This window comes from Pseudochrobactrum kiredjianiae, assembly GCF_030362795.1.
Classification (GTDB): Bacteria; Pseudomonadota; Alphaproteobacteria; order Rhizobiales; family Rhizobiaceae; genus Pseudochrobactrum; species Pseudochrobactrum kiredjianiae.
Map to the genome: position 1 here is coordinate 951621 of NZ_JAUCBM010000001.1, position 21536 is coordinate 973156.

At 51.2% G+C, this 21536-nt stretch carries 18 protein-coding genes; 7 read left to right on the top strand and 11 right to left on the bottom strand.

The genetic code is table 11. The features are described from left to right. Nucleotides 1-957, bottom strand: coding sequence for a prolyl aminopeptidase (pip, locus tag QUF18_RS04190; protein ID WP_289385491.1), 957 nt, complete (start codon nucleotides 955-957; stop codon nucleotides 1-3). 438 nt (nucleotides 958-1395) lie between these two features. Between pip and QUF18_RS04195 the strand changes: the two genes are divergently transcribed. Continuing rightward, entirely contained in the window at nucleotides 1396-2046 is a 651-nt protein-coding gene (locus QUF18_RS04195) for a response regulator (RefSeq protein ID WP_374806430.1), read from the top strand. Nucleotides 2047-2315: 269 nt separating this feature from the next. Here the strand turns inward: QUF18_RS04195 and QUF18_RS04200 are convergent, their stop codons facing one another. Then, entirely contained in the window at nucleotides 2316-5813 is a 3498-nt protein-coding gene (locus tag QUF18_RS04200) for a PAS domain-containing hybrid sensor histidine kinase/response regulator (RefSeq protein WP_289385492.1), read from the bottom strand. Nucleotides 5814-6056: 243 nt separating this feature from the next. On the opposite strand from QUF18_RS04200, the gene mscL reads away from it, so the two are divergent. Continuing rightward, the gene (gene mscL / locus QUF18_RS04205; protein WP_289385494.1) at nucleotides 6057-6473 is read left to right on the top strand and encodes a large conductance mechanosensitive channel protein MscL; all 417 of its coding nucleotides are present in this window, start codon (nucleotides 6057-6059) and stop codon (nucleotides 6471-6473) included. A 190-nt stretch (nucleotides 6474-6663) separates the two neighbouring features. Further along, the gene (locus QUF18_RS04210; protein WP_289385495.1) at nucleotides 6664-7749 is read left to right on the top strand and encodes an AbrB family transcriptional regulator; all 1086 of its coding nucleotides are present in this window, start codon (nucleotides 6664-6666) and stop codon (nucleotides 7747-7749) included. 78 nt (nucleotides 7750-7827) lie between these two features. On the opposite strand, the gene hemA is transcribed toward QUF18_RS04210, so the two are convergent. Continuing rightward, nucleotides 7828-9072, bottom strand: coding sequence for a 5-aminolevulinate synthase (hemA, locus tag QUF18_RS04215; protein WP_289385498.1), 1245 nt, complete (start codon nucleotides 9070-9072; stop codon nucleotides 7828-7830). Between the two features lie 307 nt (nucleotides 9073-9379). Here hemA and QUF18_RS04220 point away from each other — a divergent pair, with 307 nt between their 5' ends. Next, a complete protein-coding gene (locus QUF18_RS04220) occupies nucleotides 9380-10093 on the top strand; it encodes a hypothetical protein (RefSeq protein WP_289385500.1) in 714 nt (237 codons plus the stop codon). Between the two features lie 9 nt (nucleotides 10094-10102). Here QUF18_RS04220 and QUF18_RS04225 read toward each other — a convergent pair whose 3' ends face one another. The 6 genes from QUF18_RS04225 to proC all read right to left on the bottom strand — a co-directional run bounded on the left by QUF18_RS04225 (nucleotide 10103) and on the right by proC (nucleotide 15754). Beyond that, nucleotides 10103-11614 carry an FAD/NAD(P)-binding protein gene (locus tag QUF18_RS04225; protein WP_289385503.1) on the bottom strand — a complete coding sequence of 504 codons (1512 nt, stop codon included), beginning with the start codon at nucleotides 11612-11614 and terminating at the stop codon, nucleotides 10103-10105. Between the two features lie 132 nt (nucleotides 11615-11746). Next, nucleotides 11747-12457 (bottom strand): polysaccharide deacetylase family protein, encoded by a 711-nt coding sequence (locus QUF18_RS04230; protein WP_289385505.1) that lies wholly within the window; start codon nucleotides 12455-12457, stop codon nucleotides 11747-11749. Between the two features lie 81 nt (nucleotides 12458-12538). Then, nucleotides 12539-13249 (bottom strand): polysaccharide deacetylase family protein, encoded by a 711-nt coding sequence (locus tag QUF18_RS04235; protein WP_289385507.1) that lies wholly within the window; start codon nucleotides 13247-13249, stop codon nucleotides 12539-12541. Continuing rightward, entirely contained in the window at nucleotides 13246-13980 is a 735-nt protein-coding gene (locus tag QUF18_RS04240; protein ID WP_353074485.1) for a glycosyltransferase family 25 protein, read from the bottom strand. The genes QUF18_RS04235 and QUF18_RS04240 overlap by 4 nt, the downstream gene beginning before the upstream one ends. A gap of 233 nt (nucleotides 13981-14213) precedes the next feature. After that, entirely contained in the window at nucleotides 14214-14561 is a 348-nt protein-coding gene (locus QUF18_RS04245; protein WP_289385511.1) for a BRA0787 family protein, read from the bottom strand. A gap of 380 nt (nucleotides 14562-14941) precedes the next feature. Further along, nucleotides 14942-15754 carry a pyrroline-5-carboxylate reductase gene (proC, locus tag QUF18_RS04250; protein WP_289385513.1) on the bottom strand — a complete coding sequence of 271 codons (813 nt, stop codon included), beginning with the start codon at nucleotides 15752-15754 and terminating at the stop codon, nucleotides 14942-14944. Nucleotides 15755-16260: 506 nt separating this feature from the next. Here proC and QUF18_RS04255 point away from each other — a divergent pair. The 3 genes from QUF18_RS04255 to QUF18_RS04265 all read left to right on the top strand — a co-directional run bounded on the left by QUF18_RS04255 (nucleotide 16261) and on the right by QUF18_RS04265 (nucleotide 18473). After that, nucleotides 16261-16887 (top strand): hypothetical protein, encoded by a 627-nt coding sequence (locus tag QUF18_RS04255; protein ID WP_289385515.1) that lies wholly within the window; start codon nucleotides 16261-16263, stop codon nucleotides 16885-16887. Between the two features lie 138 nt (nucleotides 16888-17025). After that, the gene (gene folD, locus QUF18_RS04260; protein WP_289385517.1) at nucleotides 17026-17943 is read left to right on the top strand and encodes a bifunctional methylenetetrahydrofolate dehydrogenase/methenyltetrahydrofolate cyclohydrolase FolD; all 918 of its coding nucleotides are present in this window, start codon (nucleotides 17026-17028) and stop codon (nucleotides 17941-17943) included. A gap of 92 nt (nucleotides 17944-18035) precedes the next feature. Continuing rightward, complete coding sequence (locus QUF18_RS04265; protein ID WP_289385519.1) at nucleotides 18036-18473, top strand: GNAT family N-acetyltransferase; 438 nt, start codon at nucleotides 18036-18038, stop codon at nucleotides 18471-18473. Here QUF18_RS04265 and edd read toward each other — a convergent pair whose 3' ends face one another. Together edd and pgl are read right to left on the bottom strand one after the other, a co-directional pair. Further along, nucleotides 18474-20288: a phosphogluconate dehydratase gene (edd, locus tag QUF18_RS04270; RefSeq protein WP_289385521.1), complete on the bottom strand. Its 1815-nt coding sequence runs from the start codon at nucleotides 20286-20288 to the stop codon at nucleotides 18474-18476. A gap of 397 nt (nucleotides 20289-20685) precedes the next feature. After that, entirely contained in the window at nucleotides 20686-21411 is a 726-nt protein-coding gene (pgl, locus tag QUF18_RS04275; RefSeq protein WP_289385523.1) for a 6-phosphogluconolactonase, read from the bottom strand. Between the last annotated feature and the right edge of the window lie 125 nt (nucleotides 21412-21536).

The following is a 21536-nucleotide window of genomic DNA, read 5'->3' on the forward strand; positions in this document are numbered from 1 at the left end:
TTAGTGAATATTGGCAAAGCGGCGGGTTGCCTCAACCAGTTCATGTGTAATGCCCGGTTCTGAAACTGCATGTCCGGCATCTTCCACAATGCGCAGATCAGCTTCTGGCCAGACTTTTTTCAAGTGCCATGCGTTGATGAACGGTGTGCACATATCGTAGCGGCCGTGAATGATAACGCCCGGAATATGACGAATACGGTCAGCAAGACGCAGCAGCTGATCGTCGGTGTCGAAGAAGCCGCGGTTCTGGAAATAATGGCATTCGATACGGGCAAATGCGATGGCGAAATGATCCTGCCCGAAAGCGGCTTCACGTTCAGGATCGGGTAGCAGAGAAATCGCAGAGCCTTCCCAGCGTGCCCAGCGACGGGCAGCTTCAATCTGCACCTGCGGGTTAGGGTCAGTCAGGCGGCGGTAATAGGCGGCAACCATGTCGCCACGCTCGGCTTCCGGAATATGCAGCTGATAGGCTTCAAAACGATCCGGATAAATAATGCTGGCACCATTGCTGTAGAGCCAGTCGATTTCGAAACGGCGTGCCATGAAGATGCCGCGCAGAACCAGTTCGCTCACGCGCTCCGGATGGGTCTGGGCATAAGCGAGGCCAAGGGTGGAACCCCATGAGCCGCCGAAGACCTGCCATTTCTCAACGCCGAGATGGGTGCGCAGACGTTCCATATCCGCAACCAGATCCCATGTGGTGTTTTCACGCAATTCCGCATGCGGTGTGGAACGGCCGCAACCACGCTGATCAAACAGGATAATACGATAAACGGACGGATCATGCAGACGGCGCATGGTCGGTGAAATACCACCGCCCGGGCCGCCGTGAATCATAATGACCGGCTTGCCGTTCGGATTCCCGCATTCCTCAAAATAAATCCGGTGCAGGGCTGAGACCTGCAACATTTCTTCCCGATAGGGTTTAATGTCCGGATAGAGGCTGTGGCGTTTCATGGGTCGTCCTTTTTCATTATTTTATCTGCGATCAGATCCGTCCGCTGATTGTCCGGATTTTCTCTTACCTATAAAGCAGGCCTCACCCTAGCTGACAATACGGCACCATCACGGCAAGAGCACAAAACAGGCAGTAAAATCTTTCTTTCGGGGGCAAATTTATAACAAGGGAAACGTAATGTCCGTGACAAAGACGGTTTTCATATAGTCCGGTTTTGTCTTTTCTCGCTTTTCAACCGTGATATAGCTTGTAAAAAGGCGTAAGCAACTGATAGAGCGGCAAGTAGCGGGAAATGAAAGATAAGACATTTCGCATGTAAAGCATGATGAATGCATGTAATTTCGAACTTTATCTTTGGCTATATAAAGAGATAAGGTGCATTCGGGAGAATAGTTGCGGGGACTCTGCTGAGGGGGCAGGCAAGGGGTAAGAAATTTATGAATTTGAATTTTATCATTGCAGATGACCATCCGTTATTTCGCGGCGCATTGCGACAGATTTTACAGGATGGGTTCCGACCGGATAGTGTAACTGAGGCTGAAAATTATCAACAACTGGAACAGGTCGCAGAAGACGCACAGGATGTTGATTTGTTGTTTCTGGATCTGACTATGCCCGGCGTCAGCGGTTTGTCGGGTCTGATTAATCTTAAAGCACAATATCCGCAATTACCGGTCATGATTGTTTCTGCCACCGATGATGTGGCAACGATCCGTCGTGCCATGGAGCTTGGCGCTTCTGGTTTTGTTTCTAAATCGGCGGGTCTGGAAGAGATCGGCGAAGCCGTACGCACAGTCCTGGATGGCGGAGAATGGGTTTCCGGTGATATGGAACTCGGCGCTGAGAATGATGCCGAAATTGCTGATCTGATTGCCCGAATCCGCGCACTCACGCCGCAGCAGACACGCGTGCTTTCCATGCTCGGGCAGGGATTGTTGAATAAACAACTGGCCTATGAGCTGAAAATCTCCGAGGCAACGGTTAAAGCGCATGTTTCTGCAGTGTTGCAAAAGCTGGGTGTGGACAGCCGCACACAGGCGGTGATTTTGCTGTCCAAACTCGGACCCGGTTTTACACTGCTTGACTAAGATGCGTTGAGCACATTCCGAAAATTGTAAAACGGTTTTCGCAATGTGCTTCAAAACGGTTTCAGAGCATTTCACAGTCAAGTTGAATCAACTTGGACAGCCCGGGATAATGCGACAAACTAAGGAATTGAGATGCGAGCGCTGCGATCCAACATGAACGTAAACCGCTCTAAAGCATGTCGCAGCTAAATGTATTCATTTAGCTGCGACATGCGATAATGAAAAGAATCTAGAGCGAGCGCAGTGGGTACGATTAAACGCAACACGCTCTAGCGCAAATGATAATGTGCCAGCAGAGCCCGCAAAGCTGCGGGTTTCAGCGGCTTGTTCAGCACATGCACATTCTCTTCTTTTGCCTGTAGTTTGACTTCTTTGGAACGGTCTGCAGTGACCAAGACCGCAGGGATGCTGTGTCCCAATGTCTCGCGAATATAGCCGATCATATCCAGACCGTTTTCGCGGTTGAGGTGATAATCGGCCAGAATAATATCCGGCAATATCCGCACAGTGTCTTGCTTATGGGCAATCTGATGACACCAGTTTTTCAGTTGTGCACCGTTGCGTATTAGCGTCATGTCACAGCCCCAGCCACCGAGCAGCGTGTGCATACCGTCAAGGATCAGCGGATCATTATCAATGCAGAGGACGCGCATACCTTGCAGTGCATGACTGCGGCGTCTGGCTGGTACGTAATCATTTGCAGTCTCGGTCGCAGGTTCCTGCGATTGCGGAATGATGACACTGAAACAGGTGCCTTTGCCATGTTCTGAGCGCAGATGGATCGACAAATGCAGCACTCTGACAATCCGGTCGACGATAGACAAACCAAGTCCCAGCCCGTCTGCCTGGCTCATGCCTTCATCCAGCCGATAGAACTCACGGAAGACCAGTTCCTGTTTTTCCGGTGCAATGCCGATGCCGGTATCAGCAACTTTGATTTCGAGATTGCCGCCACGACGGCGCACCCCAATGAGAATTTTGCCCGAGCGGCTGTATTTGATGGAATTGGAAACCAGATTTTGTAGCAGGCGGCGCAGCAGAGTGCGGTCGCTGTAAACACTGAGCGAGCAGGGGACGATCCGCAGTTTCAAGCCCTTATCGGCTGCGAGCGGGGTAAAGTCTGTTGCCACTTGTTGCAGCAGGCGATCTAAACGGAACAGAGAGAGTTCCGGCTTGAGGGAGCCGGTATCAAGGCGCGAAATATCCAGCAAAGCGCTGAGAATACCTTCAACAGCTTCAAGCGAGGAATCAATATTGCGCGCGAGTTGCGCTTCCGATTCCCGCAATCTTTCACTGAGTGCCGTGCTGTAGAGGCGGGCAGCATTGAGTGGTTGCAGAATATCGTGCCCCGCTGCGGCCAAAAAACGGGTCTTGCCGAAATTAGCTTCCTCGGCCAGCTTCTGCGCCTGAACCAATTGCTGGTTCACTTCCAGCAATTCTGTGGTGCGGTCAGCCACACGCTGCTCCAGCGATTCATTGAGGCGCTTCATGGCATTGTCCGCTTCAACCGAGGCGGTGATGTCGGTATAACTGGCAACAATGCCGCCATCAGGCATCGGATTGGCGGCAATCTCAATAATTTTGCCTGTTGAATATAGCAAGATACGGCTCGGCTCATGGGTGCGCTCCAACGTGCGCATCAGCTTCGTAGCGTCGCCCTCGTGAATTTCCGCATTTTGCAACAGGCGGTCTAGCACTTCAGAAATGGGCTTGCCGACCTGCGCCAAGCCGTCCGGCAATTGCAGTAAATGACGGAAACGCCGGTTCCAGCAGGTCAGGCGGAAATCCTTGTCGAGAACCGTAATGCCTTGTTCCATTTGATCCAGCGCGGTTTGCAGCAGATCGCGATTGTGCTGCAAGGCTTCCGAGGCGTCATCCAGCAGCCGCAATGTGTCTGGTGCTTTATTATCTTTGCGTTGCAGCAGGAGTGACAGCACCAGCCGCGCAGAGGAGGAGCCAATGGCGCTGCCCAATATTTGCTCGGCAAAGCGGATCAGCGCTACGTCAGCAATGGCTTTATCATCGAGTGGCAGGTCGCCACCGTGATCGTAGCGACTGAAAGCGAGGGCAACGCGGTCTTCACCTAAATAACGGGCGATGGTGTTTTTAATCTCTCCGACGGTGACGCTGGTACGGAAACGGCGCAAGACCGGCACGGTTTTCAGGTTGCGCGGCATGAATGTGCTGGCCTGAATTCGCTCCAGCGGTGTGGATTGGCGGGAGAGTGAGCCAAGCACGAAGAACAGCGTATTAATCGCAAGGCTCCACAGCGCGCCATGGGTGAGGGGTAGCGCCTCGGTGCCGAACAGCGCTTGTGGGCGCAGATAAGACAGCCCCCATAAACCGTTTTGCAGAATGGGTGCATCGGAACTGGCGAGCGTTGGCAATAACAGGGTATAGCCCCAGACCGCAAAGCCGCAGACCATGCCTAAAACTGCGCCACGGGCATTGGCATTACGCCAGACCAAACCACCGATCAGTGGTGGTGCGAATTGGGCAATTGCAGCAAAAGACACCAGGCCGATGGAGGCCAGACCGAAAGTGCTGGAGCTGGCGCGGTAATAGCTGAAGGTAACCGCCAGAATAATCACGATGGTTGCGCGGCGGGTATAAAGAATAAGTCGTGTCAAATCCTTCTGCTGATATTTGCTACGCCGGTAAACATAGCGGATCAGCAATGGCAACAGCAAATGGTTGGAGATCATAATTGACAGGGCAACACAGGCCACAATGACCATAGCCGTTGCGGCAGACAGCCCGCCGACAAAGGCCAGCAAGGTTAGAAGATGGGAGCCTGCGGCGAGCGGCAAAGCCAGCACATAGAGATCGGCATTGGTTGACGGATCGAGATTGACCAGTCCTTGCAGCGCAATCGGCAACACAAATAGGTTGATCAGGATCAGATAGACCGGAAACAGCCAGCGGGCGGTGCGTAATTCCCGCTCGCTGCGATTTTCAACGACAGTAACGTGAAACTGGCGCGGCAACATCAGCACGGCTGCAGCACTTAGCATCGTATGCACAAGCCATGTGCTAACGCTGGTTTTGGAAAACATGCCCCAAAAATCGATATTCCGTTCCTGCAATTGCTGCGGCAGATCGAAAGGCGAGCCAAACAGAAAGAATGTGGTGGCAATACCCACAATCAAAAAGGCTGTAATCTTGATCGCGGATTCGAGTGCTACCGCGAGGATCAGCCCGTCCTGATGCTCTGTGGCATCTGTATGTCTGGTGCCGAAGAGAATGGCGAAAATTGCAAGCAATGCGGTGACGAATAAAGAAATATCGCCAAAGACATAGACAATCGGGTCATAGGAAGCCTGATATTGCGCCAGCACCATATCCACGCTGCCGGAAACGGCTTTTAGTTGCAGGGCGATATAAGGCATGGAGCCAACCACGGCGATACAGGTGCCAATCGTAGCAACACTGGTGCTTTTTCCGTAACGGGCTGCAAGAAAGTCGGCGATCGAGGTGATGCGTTCTGCTTTCGCCAGACGGACGATTTGCCGTAAAAATTTGTTGCCGAAAGTAAAGACCAGTATCGGGCCGATATAGATGCCTAAAAATTCAAGGCCACGGTCTGCCGCCAGCCCGACAGAGCCGAAAAATGTCCAGGAAGTACAATAGACTGCAAGGCTGAAAGCATAAATATAGGGTCTTGGCTTGGCACCGCGGCGTGATGCTTTACGATCGCCGATACTTGCAACAGCAAACAGCAGAATCAGGTAGAGAAATGCTATGCCGATAATGATCCAACCGTGCATTTTCCCCCCAATCTGAGCAATTAATTATAGCGTTACATAAAAAATACGGACATAGATACTGTATAGGGCAGCAAATCTTTGCCTTTTTGAAGCCGTGGCGGCTTTGTTCTTGGCTGCTATAGGCAAGAATTAACGATATTCAAGGGAATAGCAGAATTATTATCTTTAAAAGGTAATATTATTCTTTATTTTGAGTATTCATAATATATTAGAAATTAGCCCCCGTATTGAAAAGGACAGTCTATGTTAAAAGAGTTTCGCGAGTTCGCCCTGAAGGGCAACATGGTTGATTTGGCTATCGGTGTTATCATCGGTGGTGCATTTGGTGGTCTGGTGAATTCCATTGTGAATGACATCATCATGCCAATTATCGGTCTTGTCACCGGTGGTATCGACTTCTCGAACATGTACATCCAGCTGGCCGGTGAGCCAAAGGGTACGCTTGCTGCTGCGCGTGAAGCCGGTGCGACAATTGCTTATGGTAACTTCGTGACCTTGCTGATCAACTTCATGATTATTGCATGGGTTCTGTTTCTTGTTGTTAAGGGCATGAACCAGATGAAGAAAAAAGAAGAAGCTGCGCCAGCCGCAGTAGCAGAAATTCCTGCGGATCAGGCTTTGTTGACTGAAATCCGTGATCTTCTGGCTAAAAAAGCCTGATTTATACGATTGTGTATAACAAGCCCGGTAGCAGCAATGCTACCGGGCTTTTTTTATAAGCATAGTTTGGAAATCGGTTGCCGATAAAGAAAAAGTGAGGCGCTTTACATAGCTTGGTTTGTGGCTAAAATGCGGCCGCAGTTGCTTGTATATCCGGCATTATGCCGCCCTTCAGAATAAGAATAATCACATGCCCCGCCCGCGTTTTCTGAATAATCTTTCTGCATTTTTATTGACATTTTTGATTGCGGGGAGCGGAGCCGGCATTGCTTGGTTTATCGGGCTGCCAATTCCTTTCCTGCTTGGCTCCATGTGCAGTGTGATGATTGCTTCTTTGAGCGGTGTGAACATTTATTTGCCGGTGTGGCTGCGCAATCTGGTGTTTATTATGCTGGGTGTGCAGGCCGGTTCCGGCGTGCGTCCTGAGACCCTGAACCAGATTGGTGAATGGCCGCTCAGTTTTTTACTGCTTTTTGTTATGCTGGTTTCGGTCACCGGTTTCACATTTATGTTGCTGCGTTATGTATTCCGCTGGGATGCGCAGACAGCTTTTTTCTCTTCACTACCGGGTGCGCTCTCTTTTGTTATGGCAGTGGCGAGTGAGACCCGCGCCGATCTGGTGCGCATCAGCATGATCCAGACAGTGCGCTTGTTGCTGCTGATCGGTTTGCTGGCGCCGGTGTTGAATGTCTTGGGGCAGTCTGCGCCGCATATTGATTTGACAGCACTATCCGCAGCCCAGCCACAGGAATGGTTATGGCTGTTCGTAGCCGGTGCTATCGGTGCTTTGCTTGGTCATTACAGCCGTTTACCAGGCGGCATGATGCTCGGCGCATTGCTGGCTAGCGCGCTGGTCTATGTGACGGGCGTGGTGAGTGTGCGGGTGCCGCCGGAAATGGCCGATTTTGGCATGGTCATTCTCGGTGTGCTGATCGGCTCGCGCGTGAATAAACAACATCGCGGCATTATTATTGAATTGCTGCCAGTGGCTTTGATGGCCTTCATCATCGGAACCGGCAGTGCCGCTCTTGTTTGTGCTTTGGTCTGGCTGGTGACGGGGTTGCATCCGGCGCAAATCGCGCTGGCTTTTGCTCCGGGCGCATTGGAGGCGCTAACAGTGATTGCTTTCTCGCTAGGTGTCGATCCGGCCTATGTTGCCTCGCACCATGTCGTCCGTTTTATGTTGATCGCGCTGGTTGTGCCGTTTCTTGCGCGATCTCTGCGTCGGATGGATGCAAAACAAACAGCCGCTCAGGCAGAACCTGAACGGCTGTAAATACTATTCTCTGATTATTTGTTTCTACGCATGTCTTTGCCCCAAAACCGGTGTCCGCTTTTGGGAGACATGCTGTAATCAGGCAGTCTGTTTCAGCGGTTTGCCGTTGAAGTCAGTCGCATAGGGAATATTCAGTGTCTGCCAGACTTCAAGCAGCGCTTCTTTCAAACCGGCAATCAGATCTTCACCATGAACCGGTGTCGGCGTAATACGCAGGCGCTCGGTGCCGCGCGGCACGGTCGGGAAGTTGATCGGCTGAATATAAATGCTATGCACTTCCAGCAAGCGGTCGCAGGCCTTTTTGCAAAGATCAGCATCACCGACAAACAGCGGCACAATATGTGTCTCTGTCGGCATAACCGGCAGGCCAGCCCGTTTCAGCATGTCTTTGGTCAGCTGAGCATTTTTTTGCTGCAGCTCACGCTCGGTATTTGAGGTTTTGAGATGGCGGATGGCCGCGACTGTCGCATTGGCAATTGCCGGTGGTAAAGCGGATGTGAAGATAAAGCCCGGCGCATAGGAGCGCACGGCATCAACCACCAGTTTCGAGCCGGTAATATAGCCGCCGAGTGTACCAAAAGATTTGGCCAGCGTGCCTTCGATAATATCAATGCGATGGCTCAGACCTTCGCGCTCAGAAATGCCGCCGCCATGTGCGCCATACATGCCAACCGCATGGACTTCATCCAAGTAAGTCATGGCATTGTATTTTTCTGCCAGTTCCACGATCTCTTTAAGCGGAGCCACATCGCCGTCCATGGAATAGACGGATTCAAACACGATCAGCTTGGCGCGGTCTTTACCAGCTGCTTTCAGCAGCTCTTCAAGGTGACGGACATCATTGTGAAGGAAAATCTGCTTGTCAGCACCGGAATGACGGATACCGGCAATCATCGATGCATGATTAAGCTCATCGGACAGGATGAGACAATCCGGCAGCAATTTGGCAATTGTCGAGATAGAGGCATCGTTAGACACAAAGCCGGAGGTGAATACCAGACCGGCTTCCTGTCCGTGCAGACCGGCAAGCTCATGTTCCAGTTCAACCAGCGGATGATTGTTGCCGGAGATATTGCGCGTGCCGCCAGCACCTGACCCCTGCGTGATTGCGGCGTCAGTCATAGCCTTCAGAACATCGGGGTGTTGCCCCATGCCGAGATAATCGTTGGAACACCATACAGTGATTTCACGTGCCTGACCGTCATGGCGCCAGATTGCCTGCGGAAAGCGACCGACAATGCGCTCCAGATCAGCAAATACGCGGTAACGTTTTTCATTGTGAAGGCGGTCAATGGCCGCCTCAAAAAACTGGCTATAGTCCATGAGGCATGTTCCTTTTCTTCACAGTTACCTAATCCTTTAGGCGCGTGTCGTCTATAAGCATATGTGCGGTAAATAGACCTAGACCAGTTTGACGGCATTGATCTCAGTCAATCAGACCAGTGTTGTGCCGTTGATTTTCTCATGAAATTAACCCCGTTTGATCGAAAAGCGGTTGATAAGAGAATATTGCTTTCTTTTATTTAGTTACAGGATGTTGCAAATTAATTTCGCGTGGCCTAAATGACTTTGCAACAGATTGTTTCCATTCCATCTCTTTGAGGCGGAATGAGTGCAGGCGGGGACGGTAATGAAAAAAGATCTGACGGCTAAAAAATCGATTACAGTCGGTGCCCGTATCGGCCGCCCGGCCCGGACTTCTCATGAAGAAATTGCCCGCATTGCGCTGAAAATCGGTCTTGATGATGTGACGATGATTGCTGTCGGGCAGGCGCTGGGCGTCGATCATTCTTCGCTCTATCGCTATGTTAAAGGTCGCAAGGATTTGCTGCTGGCCGCTGCTGATCTGGCGATTGCGGAACTGGACTGGCGCGGCAATCCTGCCAATTGGTATGAATTCGCGCAGAATGTTGCCAATTCTTCATGGCTGCTGTTCGATCGCTATCCCGGGTTGGCAGATGCCATGCGTGAGCTTGAAGTTTCGCCGCCATCAGGTATCCGTGCTTTCGGTGAAATTGCCAACCGCTTTGTTGAATATGGTTTCTCGGCTGAAGAGGCTGTAGTTATTCTCGATAGTATATTCGATATGACTATGGATTGTTTTACCGGCTGGCGCAGGGCTTATAAGCCAGCACGCATTGGTGACTACAGCATTGAAAAGGTTGTGAAATCTTGGGAAGCTGAAGCAGCCCGTAATCCGGATACCGCGCGGCCAATCCTGATTATGAGCCGCATGATGAGTGATCCGCCGAAGGAATGGTGGAACAGAAAGCTGCACCTGATTTTGGAAGGTGCAGAAGCTGTTTTCACCAAACGTCAGTTGATTTATGAGGCAGCAGAATAAAACCTTACCTCAGACAAGTGGCTGTTGTACTGCCTGCCTGATAACCTCTGCCAATCTCTGCGTATAGCGTGCGACTTCTGGCGCACCCATCAATTCGCCGAAAGTGCCGCGTGCCAAAGGCCCCGCAATAAACAGATTATCGGTGATTGAGCCATCCTTGCTGATCGCACGCATGGTCTCAAGCACCTGTTCGTTTCGGCTGGTATGCAGGCCGAGACCTGTCGGGTCCATTTCAATCAGCCCATCCTGATGCAACATCGCCAATGGCGCGCATTGGCCGATAATATCGCCATGCGCAGGGCCGGTAGTGATAATAATGGCATCGAAATGCTGCTCGATGGTCATACTCTCACCACGCCGACGATAAGTGATCATGAAGCCTTTGCCATTATCCGCATAGCTTGCGCCGGTAACATGGGCGCTGAGAAAATCCAGCGTGTTGGCACGGCTACGCTGTTCCAACACATCGTCTGTCTGGGTCGCAAGACGAAAACGATGAGCATCCCAATAGGTGCGTAAATGCCGGACAATACGCTGGCGCTCGCTTAGCGGCAGGACATGCCAGATTGCATCGCCCTGATCGCGCAAGGCATCGATCACCGATTGCCACGGTATGGATTGCAGTGCTGCGTCACGGATTGTCTTGCGGATTTTACGCAATAATTGCGTTGCGGATGTTTCCGGCGGATTGAGAAAATCACCGAACAGCCGTGGTGGTTTCAGCTCGCCTGTTTTCAGGCGCAGATTAGGTCGCGAGCGCAGGCCATGACGGGACAGAACGGTAATCTTGCCGCTATGACCGTGCTGGGATAATCCGGCAACCATATCTGCAGAGGTCAGACCTGCGCCAATAATCAGCACAGAGCTGTCTGTTCCGGTTTCTTCAATCAGTTGTTTGAGTGCGTCACCTTGATACGGATTGGCGGTCAGTCCTGCTATGTGGCTTTGTCCTGAAGGGACAAGTGCGCGCAAAGGGGCGGGGAGTGCTGGCAGGGGATGGGAAGCCGCGATCACCAGAAAATCAGCCTCCAGTGTCGTGCCGTTATTCATGCTGACCGTGTAAGTGCCATCGCTGTTGCGGTTGGCGCCGGTGGCACTTGCAATCAGGTGTTGCACTTGTCCGCTGGCAAGCAGGGGCGCAAGCTGATCGGCCATATAGCTGCCAAACAGACTGCGGCGGGCATAGGTCTGACCATTTTCCGTTGTTGCTTCCGGATCGCTGTTCAGACTATGTGTTTCTTCTATCCAGCGGGCAAAATGCGGTTTATCGTCATAAAAAATGCTCATCCGGTCGGAGAGTACATTCAGACGAAACGCTTCTTCTTCTGTGGAATAAGCCAGTCCCGCACCCAGATGCTGGCGGGGTTCAATGATGGTGATTTTAAGCTTTGCCGGATCGGTGGTTGTGGCCAGATGATAGGCCAGTGTAGCACCGGAAAAGCCCCCTCCGATAATGATGACGGATTTTTGCGGGGCATGGTTATGCGAGTGGTCAGTGCTGGCAGAAGGCAATACAGTCAAAACATATATCCGGCTTCAGATAAGCGTGCCGTGATTGGGCACAAGACCGCACATGTATAGCAATAAAATCTTCGACTGCCAGTAATATGATAAAATAATTCTCTGCTTCGGGTGTTGTGCAGGTGTGTTTTATCAGAGACCAAAGAGCTTTTTCAGGAAGAGCAAACCGCCATCGGTGCGGCGGATATAGCGCCGTGGCAAGCCAAACGGATCATCCGATGCCCTTGCATGACCGCGTTTTGTGGTCGTTGCATATACGTAACCGGCTTGTTTGGTAATATCGCGGACGGCCTGTGTTTCGCCACCATATGGATAGCAAAAATTGGTGACTTCACTGCCCAGAATGTCTTCAAGAATTTTTTTGGAACCGGCAATCTGGCGCTCTGCCTCTGTTGAATCGGCATCTGGCAGATAGATGTGGTCAAGCGTATGGGCGCCGACTTCATGACCCTGTGCTGCCCAGTCGCGCAGCTGTTCGGCATTCATGCACGGAATCTCAATAGCGCCTTTAGGGATATCCCATTCATTGCGGCCGCCGATCTGATTGGCAACAAAGTAATTGGTGGCAGTAAAGCCGAGTTCGTTCAACACCGGCATGGCATGTTGGTAGACGTTGAGAAAGCCGTCATCGAAGGTAATAACAGCGACCTTGCCCTGCTTCTTGCCTTCGAGATAAGGCTGGGCATCACGCATGGACAGCCCTTGATAACCCAGTCGCTTCAGCCAGCGCATCTGAGAACGAAACCGATCCGGATGGACGTGCAGGCTGCGGAACGGTTTGTAACGCGCAGGCGGTACATCAATCGAATGATAAAGCAGGATCGGAATGGCAGAAGATTTCATTGGTTTTGTCCGGTTTGCAGGCATAGATCAGGCCTTCCACGCTATCGAGCGCAGATATTCAGTTCTTTATGCCATAATTATTCAGAAGCCGAAGAGCTTTTTTACAAAGAGCAGGCTGTTATCTGTCCTGCGGATAAACCGGCGCGGTAAGCCAAAAGGATCATCACTCGGACGGGCAAAACCGCGTTGTGTGGTGGTCGCGTGAACAAAACCGGCTTTCTCGGCGATTTTACGCAGTTCCGCACCTTCGCCACCATGAGGATAGCAGAAATTACTGACTTCAGTGCCGGTGATCGCTTCCAGTGCAGTTTTTGAACCGGCAATCTGTCTCTCTGCTTCTGCAGGGGATGCATCCGGTAAGAAGATATGGTCGAGTGTATGTGCGCCGACTTCATGACCATGGGCAGCCCAGTCCAACAGCTGCTCTTTGTTCATGCATTTGATTTCGACCGAGCCTTTCGGCAGATCCCAAGCATTGCAGCCGCCGATTTGGTTGGCAACAAAATAATTGGTGGCGGTAAAACCCAGCCTGTCGAGTACTGGCATGGCATGTTGGTAGACATTGAGATAACCGTCATCAAAAGTAATGACAGCAACTTTGCCTTGTTTTTTCCCCTCCAGATAAGGACGGGCATCGCGCATGGATAGTCCCTGATAGCCCAGTCGTTTCAGCCATTGCATCTGTTTTGCAAAGCGGTCGGGATGAACATGCAGGCTGCGGAAAGGCTTGTCACGCGGCGGCGCAACATCAATCGAGTGATAGGTGAAAATGGGTATTGCGGGAGATTTCATCGACCAGTTTCACTTTTACGAGAATAAGCAACAACGCTGCGCCGGTATAATGGGCGCATCAGTTCACGATGTAGCTTATGCCGCAAATTGCGTGGTGGTTTCAATGTGCTTCCGCCAAGGCTCGCGGAAATTTCATCAACACCGCCCGGAATAACAGCCAGCGGGGTGAGGCCCGTGATCCAGTTCATCTGCTCAAAAGTATCAACCGGACGGTCGAACTGAACGGTAATATCCAACAGCATTTGTGCGGCTTCTTTGCTGATGAGCTGTCCGATAGTGCCAAGACCAACCGGACAAGGGCGGATCACTTTTGCGCCTTCGCATTCCATAACGAGTGTCCCATGCTCTTTTTCAGGGCGGAACGGCAGGCGAATGAAGCTTTGTTTGCCAAGCACTTTGCAAGCCGCCGCAAAAGCTGCGGGGAAGTCGGGTGTCAGAGCCACATCATCTTCGAGTACGAGTGCAGCATCCAGATTTTGATCAATGATAGCCTGCCATGTTTTGCGATGCGACAGGAAACAAGCAACTTCATTGCGGCTTAAACGGAACGGGTAATAAGGTTTGTGCAGCCGTGGCTGATAGACCTGCGCGACTTGTTGATCACTCAGCTGCTTTGAATCAACTGCAACAATGATCTCAGACGGTATCGGTAGTTGTGCTATCAGTTCTGCCACTTGCGCACGGCGCTCAGTGGCGCGTTCAAGGTGGACGATGAAGGCTTTAATTTGCAGGTTTTCCATAAATAACCTTTTACCGGAACTGATAATCTGCAGGCCGATCACAACCTCGTGACCTGACATAAGCGATTTCTATAACAGCAAAAAGGTCATGTTGAAAATTGTTAAATATTTTGGTGGTAAATTGACAAAAAATCACAAAATACTGACTTTTCTTATAGTAATAGCAGAAGGCGTACAGATCAGCTGATCTGTACGCCTTCGGTCATGGATTGTGCAATCCGCATTTAATTGTAGATTGTTCCTGCAATTGGGCGCCGCACATAATTGCTTAGTGCCTGACGCAATAAGCCTGAAGCATCAGCATAGGTTGCCGGAAAATCCAATGGCTGATGTTGCATAATATGCGGTATTGCGGCTCTCAGAGATTGCAGAACATGCTGCGGGAGCTTGTCGGAACATTGTGTTAACCGGCGAAAAATCACACTGATGCGCACTGATTTTCCATAAACCGCAACTTGTGGTTCCTGATCGGTCATGTCCCAGTCTTCATAGGCGTGAACCGCTTCATGGAAGCCGTTCAGTAAATAAATTGAAGCATGTCCGTTATGGAGCGGTGGCAGCAAACTTGACATTCCTGTCTCCTTTTTCGGGCTGCTTACTGCGAAAAATCCTTGCATGGGGCTTCGCAGTAATCTTGTAAAGTTATTCGTATTTCCGTGTATGCCTGCCCGTTGAGGCAGGAATTGATGAGAACTGTTGTGAGGCAAGTATCGCCTGAATGTGTGACAGTTCTATAATGCCGGATAATTTTGCCAATGGGTTTGGCAGCAATTTAATTCGTTGATACAGCCATAAAACACGGCTGATGATATAAGATTAACTAAAAAGCAGCGCGGGTAAATCCCGATTTTATTGTACTTTCGGATAGGCCAGTAAAAAAGAAATATCTTTTAAAATCAGAAAAGGGAGAGGGTTGTTCGTCCTCTCCCTTGCGTTATTATAGTAATTTGTTTCAGCTTTTGCCGAGTTCGACAGAGCGTTTGTGTGCTGCTTCAACAGCCTCTGTAATAAGATTTTGCAACCGGTTATCGCCCATCAGAACATCAAGTGCTGCGGCTGTGGTGCCGTTCGGGCTGGTCACAATGATGCGCAATTGCGACGGGGTGTCGGTACTCGCTGCCGCCAGTGCTCCGGCACCATAGACGGTTTGCATTGCCAGCATGCCGGCAATATCCTGCGGCAGCCCGGCGGTCATGCCTGCTTGCGTCAGACATTCGATAAAGTGGAAAATATAAGCAGGCCCGGAACCGGAAACTGCGGTAACGGCATCCATCAGGCTTTCATCACTGACCTGCGCAACCTGACCGCTGGTTGCCAGCAGCTCCTCGGTAAAGTGCAGCATTTCCGGTCGCACATTGCTATTGGCGAAGCTGACCATCATGCCTTTACCAATCGCTGCCGGTGTATTGGGCATGCAGCGGATGACGGCGCTCTGGCTTCCTAAAATCTGCTCAAACAATGCAACAGGGGTTCCGGCGGCAACACTGAGAAATGTCGCTTCGGCGGCATAGGGTTTATATTCAGGCAAAATATCCTGAATAACCTGCGGTTTGACGGCAATGATCACGAGGCGTGGTGCATCTGAAATCTCTGCACTGCTTTTGACGGCTTTAACACCGAGTTTTGCAGCACGTTCACGCAAACTGTCCGCAGGCTCAACAACGGTTACGTCTGAAGGCTGCAACTTTCCGCTGGCGAGCCAGCCCTGCAGCATCGCGAAACCCATATTTCCGCAGCCAACCAAAACAGTATTATTATTTGTCATCAGTGCCTCTCCCGTCCGGCAGCATTTGCGTAGGCCAAATACTTTTGTGATTTGTTTGATAGATAGACCATTCAGCAGGGGGAGGGAAATAGCCGGTTGCGGATTATATCAATCATAAGTCATTGCCTGTTGAGGTGGTGGCGTGAGAGACTCTCGTCGACAAAAATCATAAAAATATGAAATTTATTCCTCAGAGTGGTTGCCAGAGACGTTAAGGTTTTGTTAACCATAGGGCAGAGTGATTTGCACCGGTTTCACCGTGCTGCAAAAGCGTAACGGGTACACGTGATTTACATCGTAAAATGCGTTGCTTCTGGCGTGTCGCTTTTCTGCGAACAGTTTTGAAGAATTCAATGATCATCCGGAATGGTGCCGTTTGATCAATTTCGGACGAGTCTCTTTGTCTGAAAGAAGATATTTCAAAGGCTGTATTTTCGGAAGCATTTGCATGTTTTCGGCCACATTATGAATTGCTGTGTAAATAAATTTTAAAACGGGGCGGCATTATGGATCGTGATAACAAATTTTCCGGCACATTACCGCTTTTGGCCTATGCACCTCGTGATTTCGGCCTGAACGCGCAACGTTCCCGTGCTTACCGCGCACGTGCTGCAATGGGGCGCACTGGTGTGCAGCCTTTACGCAGCCATGCACAGGCACCAGCCATGACCGTAAAAGCTGCGCCCGTTGAACAGAGTGATCCGGAGCCTTCATCGTCTCTGTTTAAAAAATTATGGCAGCGGGTTTCCGGCCGTCTGAAATCTGCAAAATCGGCCGAAAATACTGTTGAGCAACCTGCGGTACCGGTCTCAGTGCAGCAGAAAGTAACTACACGATCATTGCCTGTGCGCGACGTGGTTGCTGAAGTTCCGCCTGTTGTGTCCCGCGAAGTGCAGGCGGAAGTCACCGCTCACACAGTATCAGTGTCTGAAGATGTTGTGGTTGCCGAAGCCCGGCAGGCTGTTTCAAAAACCTATGCTGCAATGCGTAAAAGTCATTTAAATACTGCGGCGGACGACCAGTCTATTCCGCAGGCGCCTGATCTTTCCCATGCTCTGGCAGAAATCCGGCAGGCGCTGCGCGAACATGAAAAATTGGCTAATGCCAGACAAAGCGGAAATTCGCCGCTCTGATGCCGTTATTCAGATAGCGGAACCGTTTTTTGATTGTCATCATCTCTCAGGCAGATTATGCGAAGGCAGGATGTAAGCGCGGCTTGTAATCTCAGGTCTCAGTGCTTGCGTTATTTTTTGGTCTGACGGAGTTGTGAGATGACGACTGAAGCGAGCGGCGCAAAAGTAATCGACGGTAAATTATTGGCGGAAGATGTAGTGGCTGCGGTTAAAACTGCAACCGGCGAATTGGTGTCCGCTACCGGTGTGCAGCCGGGAATTGCTGTGGTTATTGTCGGGGAAGATCCGGCCAGTCAGGTCTATGTTGCCTCCAAAGGCCGCAAGGCGCGCGAATGCGGCTTTCACTCCGTTCAGCACACATTGACTGATGATACATCTGAAGCGGAGTTGCTGGCTGTGATTGACAGCCTGAATAATGATCCTGCTATTCATGGTATTCTCGTGCAGTTGCCGCTGCCGAAGCATATTGATGAAGGCCGCGTCATTCAGACTATCGCGCCGGACAAAGATGTGGACGGCTTTCATTATATTAATGTGGGTAAACTCGGCACCGGTGCTGTAGACAGTGCTTTTGTGCCATGCACGCCCGCTGGCAGCATGATTATGATTGAGCGCCAGCTTGGCCGCGATCTGTCCGGTCTGAACGCTGTTGTAATCGGTCGCTCCAATATTGTCGGCAAACCGATGGCCAATTTGCTGCTTGCTGCCAATGCGACTGTAACTATTGCCCATAGCCGTACTAAAGATTTGCCAGCCTTGGCACGAACCGCCGATATTCTGGTGGCCGCAGTTGGTCGCCCGCAGATGGTGAAGGGTGACTGGATCAAGCCGGGTGCCACAGTGATTGATGTGGGTATCAACCGCATTGATGCGCCGGAAAAAGGCGAGGGAAAAACCCGTCTGGTTGGCGATGTGGATTATGCAGAGGCTGCAAAAGTCGCTGGTGCGATTACGCCGGTTCCGGGCGGTGTTGGCCCGATGACGATTGCCATGCTGATGGCCAATACATTGGTTGCAGCTTGCCGTTCTGCCGGTACGAAAGCACCGAAATTCTGATTTGTGCGAAAGCACCGAAGTCTGATTAGCCATATGACTATAGCGGGCGTAGCAAAATGTTGTTGCGCCCGTAATTATGAGGAGTACCTGGAATGCTGAAAATCCTGCCTTTTACTCCGTTTCATGATGATTACACTGCTTTGCTTGATGAGAGTGTGACACAGGGGCAGCGCATGTTGCAACGCCTGCGTGATAACTGGGAAAGCGGCGCGAACCGGTTTGATCAGAATGGTGAAATCTTAATTGCCGGATTTATCAATGGTGAACTGGCTGGTGTGTGCGGCCGTAATATTGACCCGTATGGTGTTGATGCGGCGCAGGGACGTGTCCGCCATCTCTATGTAGCGCAGCGTTTCCGCAGGAACGGTGTTGGCTCTGCTCTTGTCCGTTCTATCTTGGATGGCGCCTCAGAGTATTTTTCCTGTCTGAACACGAATGCACCGGAAAGTGCTTATGTGTTTTATCAGGAGCTTGGTTTTGCGCGGGTCACAGACAATGCAACTGTGACCCATTGTTATCGCTTCTGTTAATCAGAATACGGATGCGCCCTGATCCGCATGACCGGCAATATGCCGGAAGGCGGAGAACAATTCGCGCCCCATACCAAATTGATTATGGGTAAGGTCAGGAGTTTGAACGCTGCGGGATTGTAGCTCTGCGTCACTCATCAAAACAGACAATGTACCTTGCGTTGCATCTACGCGGATGATGTCACCTTCCTGAATTCTAGCAATCATGCCATTGTCCAGCGCTTCCGGCGTGACATGAATGGCAGACGGCACTTTACCTGAGGCGCCGGAGAGGCGGCCATCGGTCACGAGAGCCACACGCTGTCCGCGATCCTGCAGAATGCCAAGCACAGTCATCAGCTTGTGCAGCTCCGGCATGCCATTGGCTTTCGGCCCCTGATAGCGGACAACGGCAATGAAATCGCCTTCGAGTTTACCTGCCTTAAAAGCATCCTGCATTTCTGCCTGATCGTGGAAGATTTTTGCCGGTGCTTCAATCACATGGCGATCTGGCTTGACAGCCGATACTTTGATGATCGCACTGCCGATATTGCCGCTCAGCACTTTGATACCGCCGTCAGGCTGGAAAGGTGCTTCAGCTTTTGCCAGAACTTTGGCATCTGCGCTTAACGCAGGCGCAGGGGTGCGGGCAATTGTACCATCTGCATTGAGCGCCGGTTCAATGGTATAATCGCGTAAGGTTTCACCCCAGACAGTACGCACATCTTCATGGAGCAGTCCGGCATCCAGCAATTCGCGGATCAGATAGCCCATGCCGCCTGCGGCGTGGAAATGGTTCACATCGGCCAGACCATTCGGATAAACGCGGGCAAGCAGCGGCACAGTTGCCGAAATATCGGAGATGTCCTGCCATGTCAGTTTGATGCCTGCCGCCGCAGCCATGGCGATAAGGTGGATCGTGTGATTGGTCGAGCCGCCGGTGGCATTCAGGCCGACAATACCGTTAACAAAAGAACGCTCATCCAGCATCGCGCCGACCGGCGTGTAATTATTGCCGCAGGCCGTAATTTCCAGAGCGCGTTTGGCTGCCTCTTTAGTCATGGCATCACGCAAAGGCGTGTTCGGGTTGATGAAAGATGAACCCGGTATATGCAGCCCCATAATCTCCATCAGCATCTGATTGGAATTGGCGGTGCCGTAGAAGGTGCAGGTGCCGGGGCCATGATAGGATTTGGACTCGGATTCCAAGAGTTCGTCACGGCCGACTTTACCTTCGGCATAAAGCTGACGGATGCGGGCTTTCTCATCATTTGGCAGGCCGGAGGTCATCGGACCAGCCGGAATGAAAATCGCAGGCAAATGACCGAAAGTGAGCGCGCCGATTACCAGACCCGGCACAATTTTATCGCACACACCGAGATAGACTGCGGCATCAAACATATCATGAGACAGGCCGACAGCGGTGGCCATGGCAATAACATCGCGGGAGAATAGCGACAGCTCCATACCGGCAAAGCCTTGGGTAACGCCGTCACACATCGCTGGTACGCCGCCTGCAACCTGTGCAACGCCACCTGCCTCACGCGCTGCCTGCTTGATCAGATGGGGAAAGGTTTCAAATGGCTGATGAGCTGACAACATATCATTATAGGCAGTGATAATGCCGATATTGAGCAATTGGTCGCCGGCAAGACCTGCTTTGTCGGACGGGCCGCAGGCGGCGAAACCATGAGCAAGATTGGCACAGCCCAGCGCTGAGCGCATTGGCTTGCGGCTGGCTGCTGCATTGATCCGTGCCAGATAGGCTTCGCGGGTCGGACGCGAACGCTCGATAATCCGGTTGGTAATGGCCTGCAGGGTGTGGTTCACGGTCATCTCAGTCTCCCATGGCTGCAAATGCAGCGCATATCACTTGCCTTTAAACCGATTTAATATACGGAAAAATAGTATAACGAAAGAGTGGAGTGCAGCTGATGCGTCTATAGAACGCAGAGCTTATGAAGCCGGATAAAATACTGTTCTGCCTTGGTGTTTTATAACAGAGCCAAGGCAGAAAATGCGTACTGAAATTGTAGCGCATCCCGAAAAGTGTGAAGCGGTTTTCGGAATAAGATGCGCGTAAAAACAAAGAAATAGAGCGGTTTCAATGATTCAGTATTAGAGCGCCGTGTGCCAGACTTGGCACACAAAGGTCGCTCTAACATTTTAAAATCAGAGCATAATTCCTTAAACTGATCCAAGTTTAAGGAATTATGCTCTAACTGGAACCGCTCTATGGTGCCCAGTAAAGCTGTACCGGATGTTTTGCATGGGCGAAAATGGCGCGAACCGGCATTAGATTGATGTCTTCATCGTTGAAATCGCTGGCCAGAGCTTCTTCAAGCACAGCCAGTTTTTTCTCTCCTTCAATATGGAGGATCAGCAGGTCAGCATTAGCAAGAACTGGCAAAGTGAGCGTCAGGCGCGGTTCACCGGCTCCTTCAGCCTGCATTGGCACAACAACGGCACGGGTTTGCGGGTCAAGTGCCTGATCCAGTCTGCTGCCGCCACGGAAAAATGATGCCGTATGCCCGTCATTGCCCATGCCGAGCACAACCACATCAAAAGGCTTTGGCAGGGCATCAATGCGATTGGCGGCCGTAACCGCGGCAACGCTTGCGGTTTGCGCAGGGCCATACAGACTCACAAATTGCGCGCCGGATGCTTTGTTTTGCAGCAGATGATCGCGTGCCAGCTTTTCGTTGGAACGCTCATTATCCGGCGCTACAAAACGTTCATCGACGAGAGTGATCGTAACCTGTTTCCATGTCACATCCTGCATGGAAAGCGCCTCAAACAATTGTACCGGCGTTGTACCGCCGGATACAGCAAGTACGGCATGTCCTTTGGCCGTGACTGCTTTATTCAGTTGATCCGCGATTGTTCCGGCTAATTGCAGCACCAAAGCGGATGGCTCTGCAAAATCATGCCTTTCAATATTGGTTATGTCAGTCTCCATCAATGTTCCTGCGCTTGAACGCCGGTTGAGAGCGTGCTGCGCAGGTATTTTGTATCTTTATACAGAATACCATATCAGATGGGTATTCTTGCTATGCCTTTTGAGAGGGCACACCTTTGTTTTGT

Excerpts from the sequence above, each read along its gene's own strand:
- pip (WP_289385491.1), bottom strand. The coding sequence starts at position 957 with ATGAAACGCCACAGCCTCTATCCGGACATTAAACCCTATCGGGAAGAA.
- QUF18_RS04195 (WP_374806430.1), top strand. The coding sequence starts at position 1,396 with ATGAATTTGAATTTTATCATTGCAGATGACCATCCGTTATTTCGCGGC.
- QUF18_RS04200 (WP_289385492.1), bottom strand. The coding sequence starts at position 5,813 with ATGCACGGTTGGATCATTATCGGCATAGCATTTCTCTACCTGATTCTG.
- mscL (WP_289385494.1), top strand. The coding sequence starts at position 6,057 with ATGTTAAAAGAGTTTCGCGAGTTCGCCCTGAAGGGCAACATGGTTGAT.
- QUF18_RS04210 (WP_289385495.1), top strand. The coding sequence starts at position 6,664 with ATGCCCCGCCCGCGTTTTCTGAATAATCTTTCTGCATTTTTATTGACA.
- hemA (WP_289385498.1), bottom strand. The coding sequence starts at position 9,072 with ATGGACTATAGCCAGTTTTTTGAGGCGGCCATTGACCGCCTTCACAAT.
- QUF18_RS04220 (WP_289385500.1), top strand. The coding sequence starts at position 9,380 with ATGAAAAAAGATCTGACGGCTAAAAAATCGATTACAGTCGGTGCCCGT.
- QUF18_RS04230 (WP_289385505.1), bottom strand. The coding sequence starts at position 12,457 with ATGAAATCTTCTGCCATTCCGATCCTGCTTTATCATTCGATTGATGTA.
- QUF18_RS04235 (WP_289385507.1), bottom strand. The coding sequence starts at position 13,249 with ATGAAATCTCCCGCAATACCCATTTTCACCTATCACTCGATTGATGTT.
- QUF18_RS04245 (WP_289385511.1), bottom strand. The coding sequence starts at position 14,561 with ATGTCAAGTTTGCTGCCACCGCTCCATAACGGACATGCTTCAATTTAT.
- proC (WP_289385513.1), bottom strand. The coding sequence starts at position 15,754 with ATGACAAATAATAATACTGTTTTGGTTGGCTGCGGAAATATGGGTTTC.
- QUF18_RS04255 (WP_289385515.1), top strand. The coding sequence starts at position 16,261 with ATGGATCGTGATAACAAATTTTCCGGCACATTACCGCTTTTGGCCTAT.
- folD (WP_289385517.1), top strand. The coding sequence starts at position 17,026 with ATGACGACTGAAGCGAGCGGCGCAAAAGTAATCGACGGTAAATTATTG.
- QUF18_RS04265 (WP_289385519.1), top strand. The coding sequence starts at position 18,036 with ATGCTGAAAATCCTGCCTTTTACTCCGTTTCATGATGATTACACTGCT.
- edd (WP_289385521.1), bottom strand. The coding sequence starts at position 20,288 with ATGACCGTGAACCACACCCTGCAGGCCATTACCAACCGGATTATCGAG.
- pgl (WP_289385523.1), bottom strand. The coding sequence starts at position 21,411 with ATGGAGACTGACATAACCAATATTGAAAGGCATGATTTTGCAGAGCCA.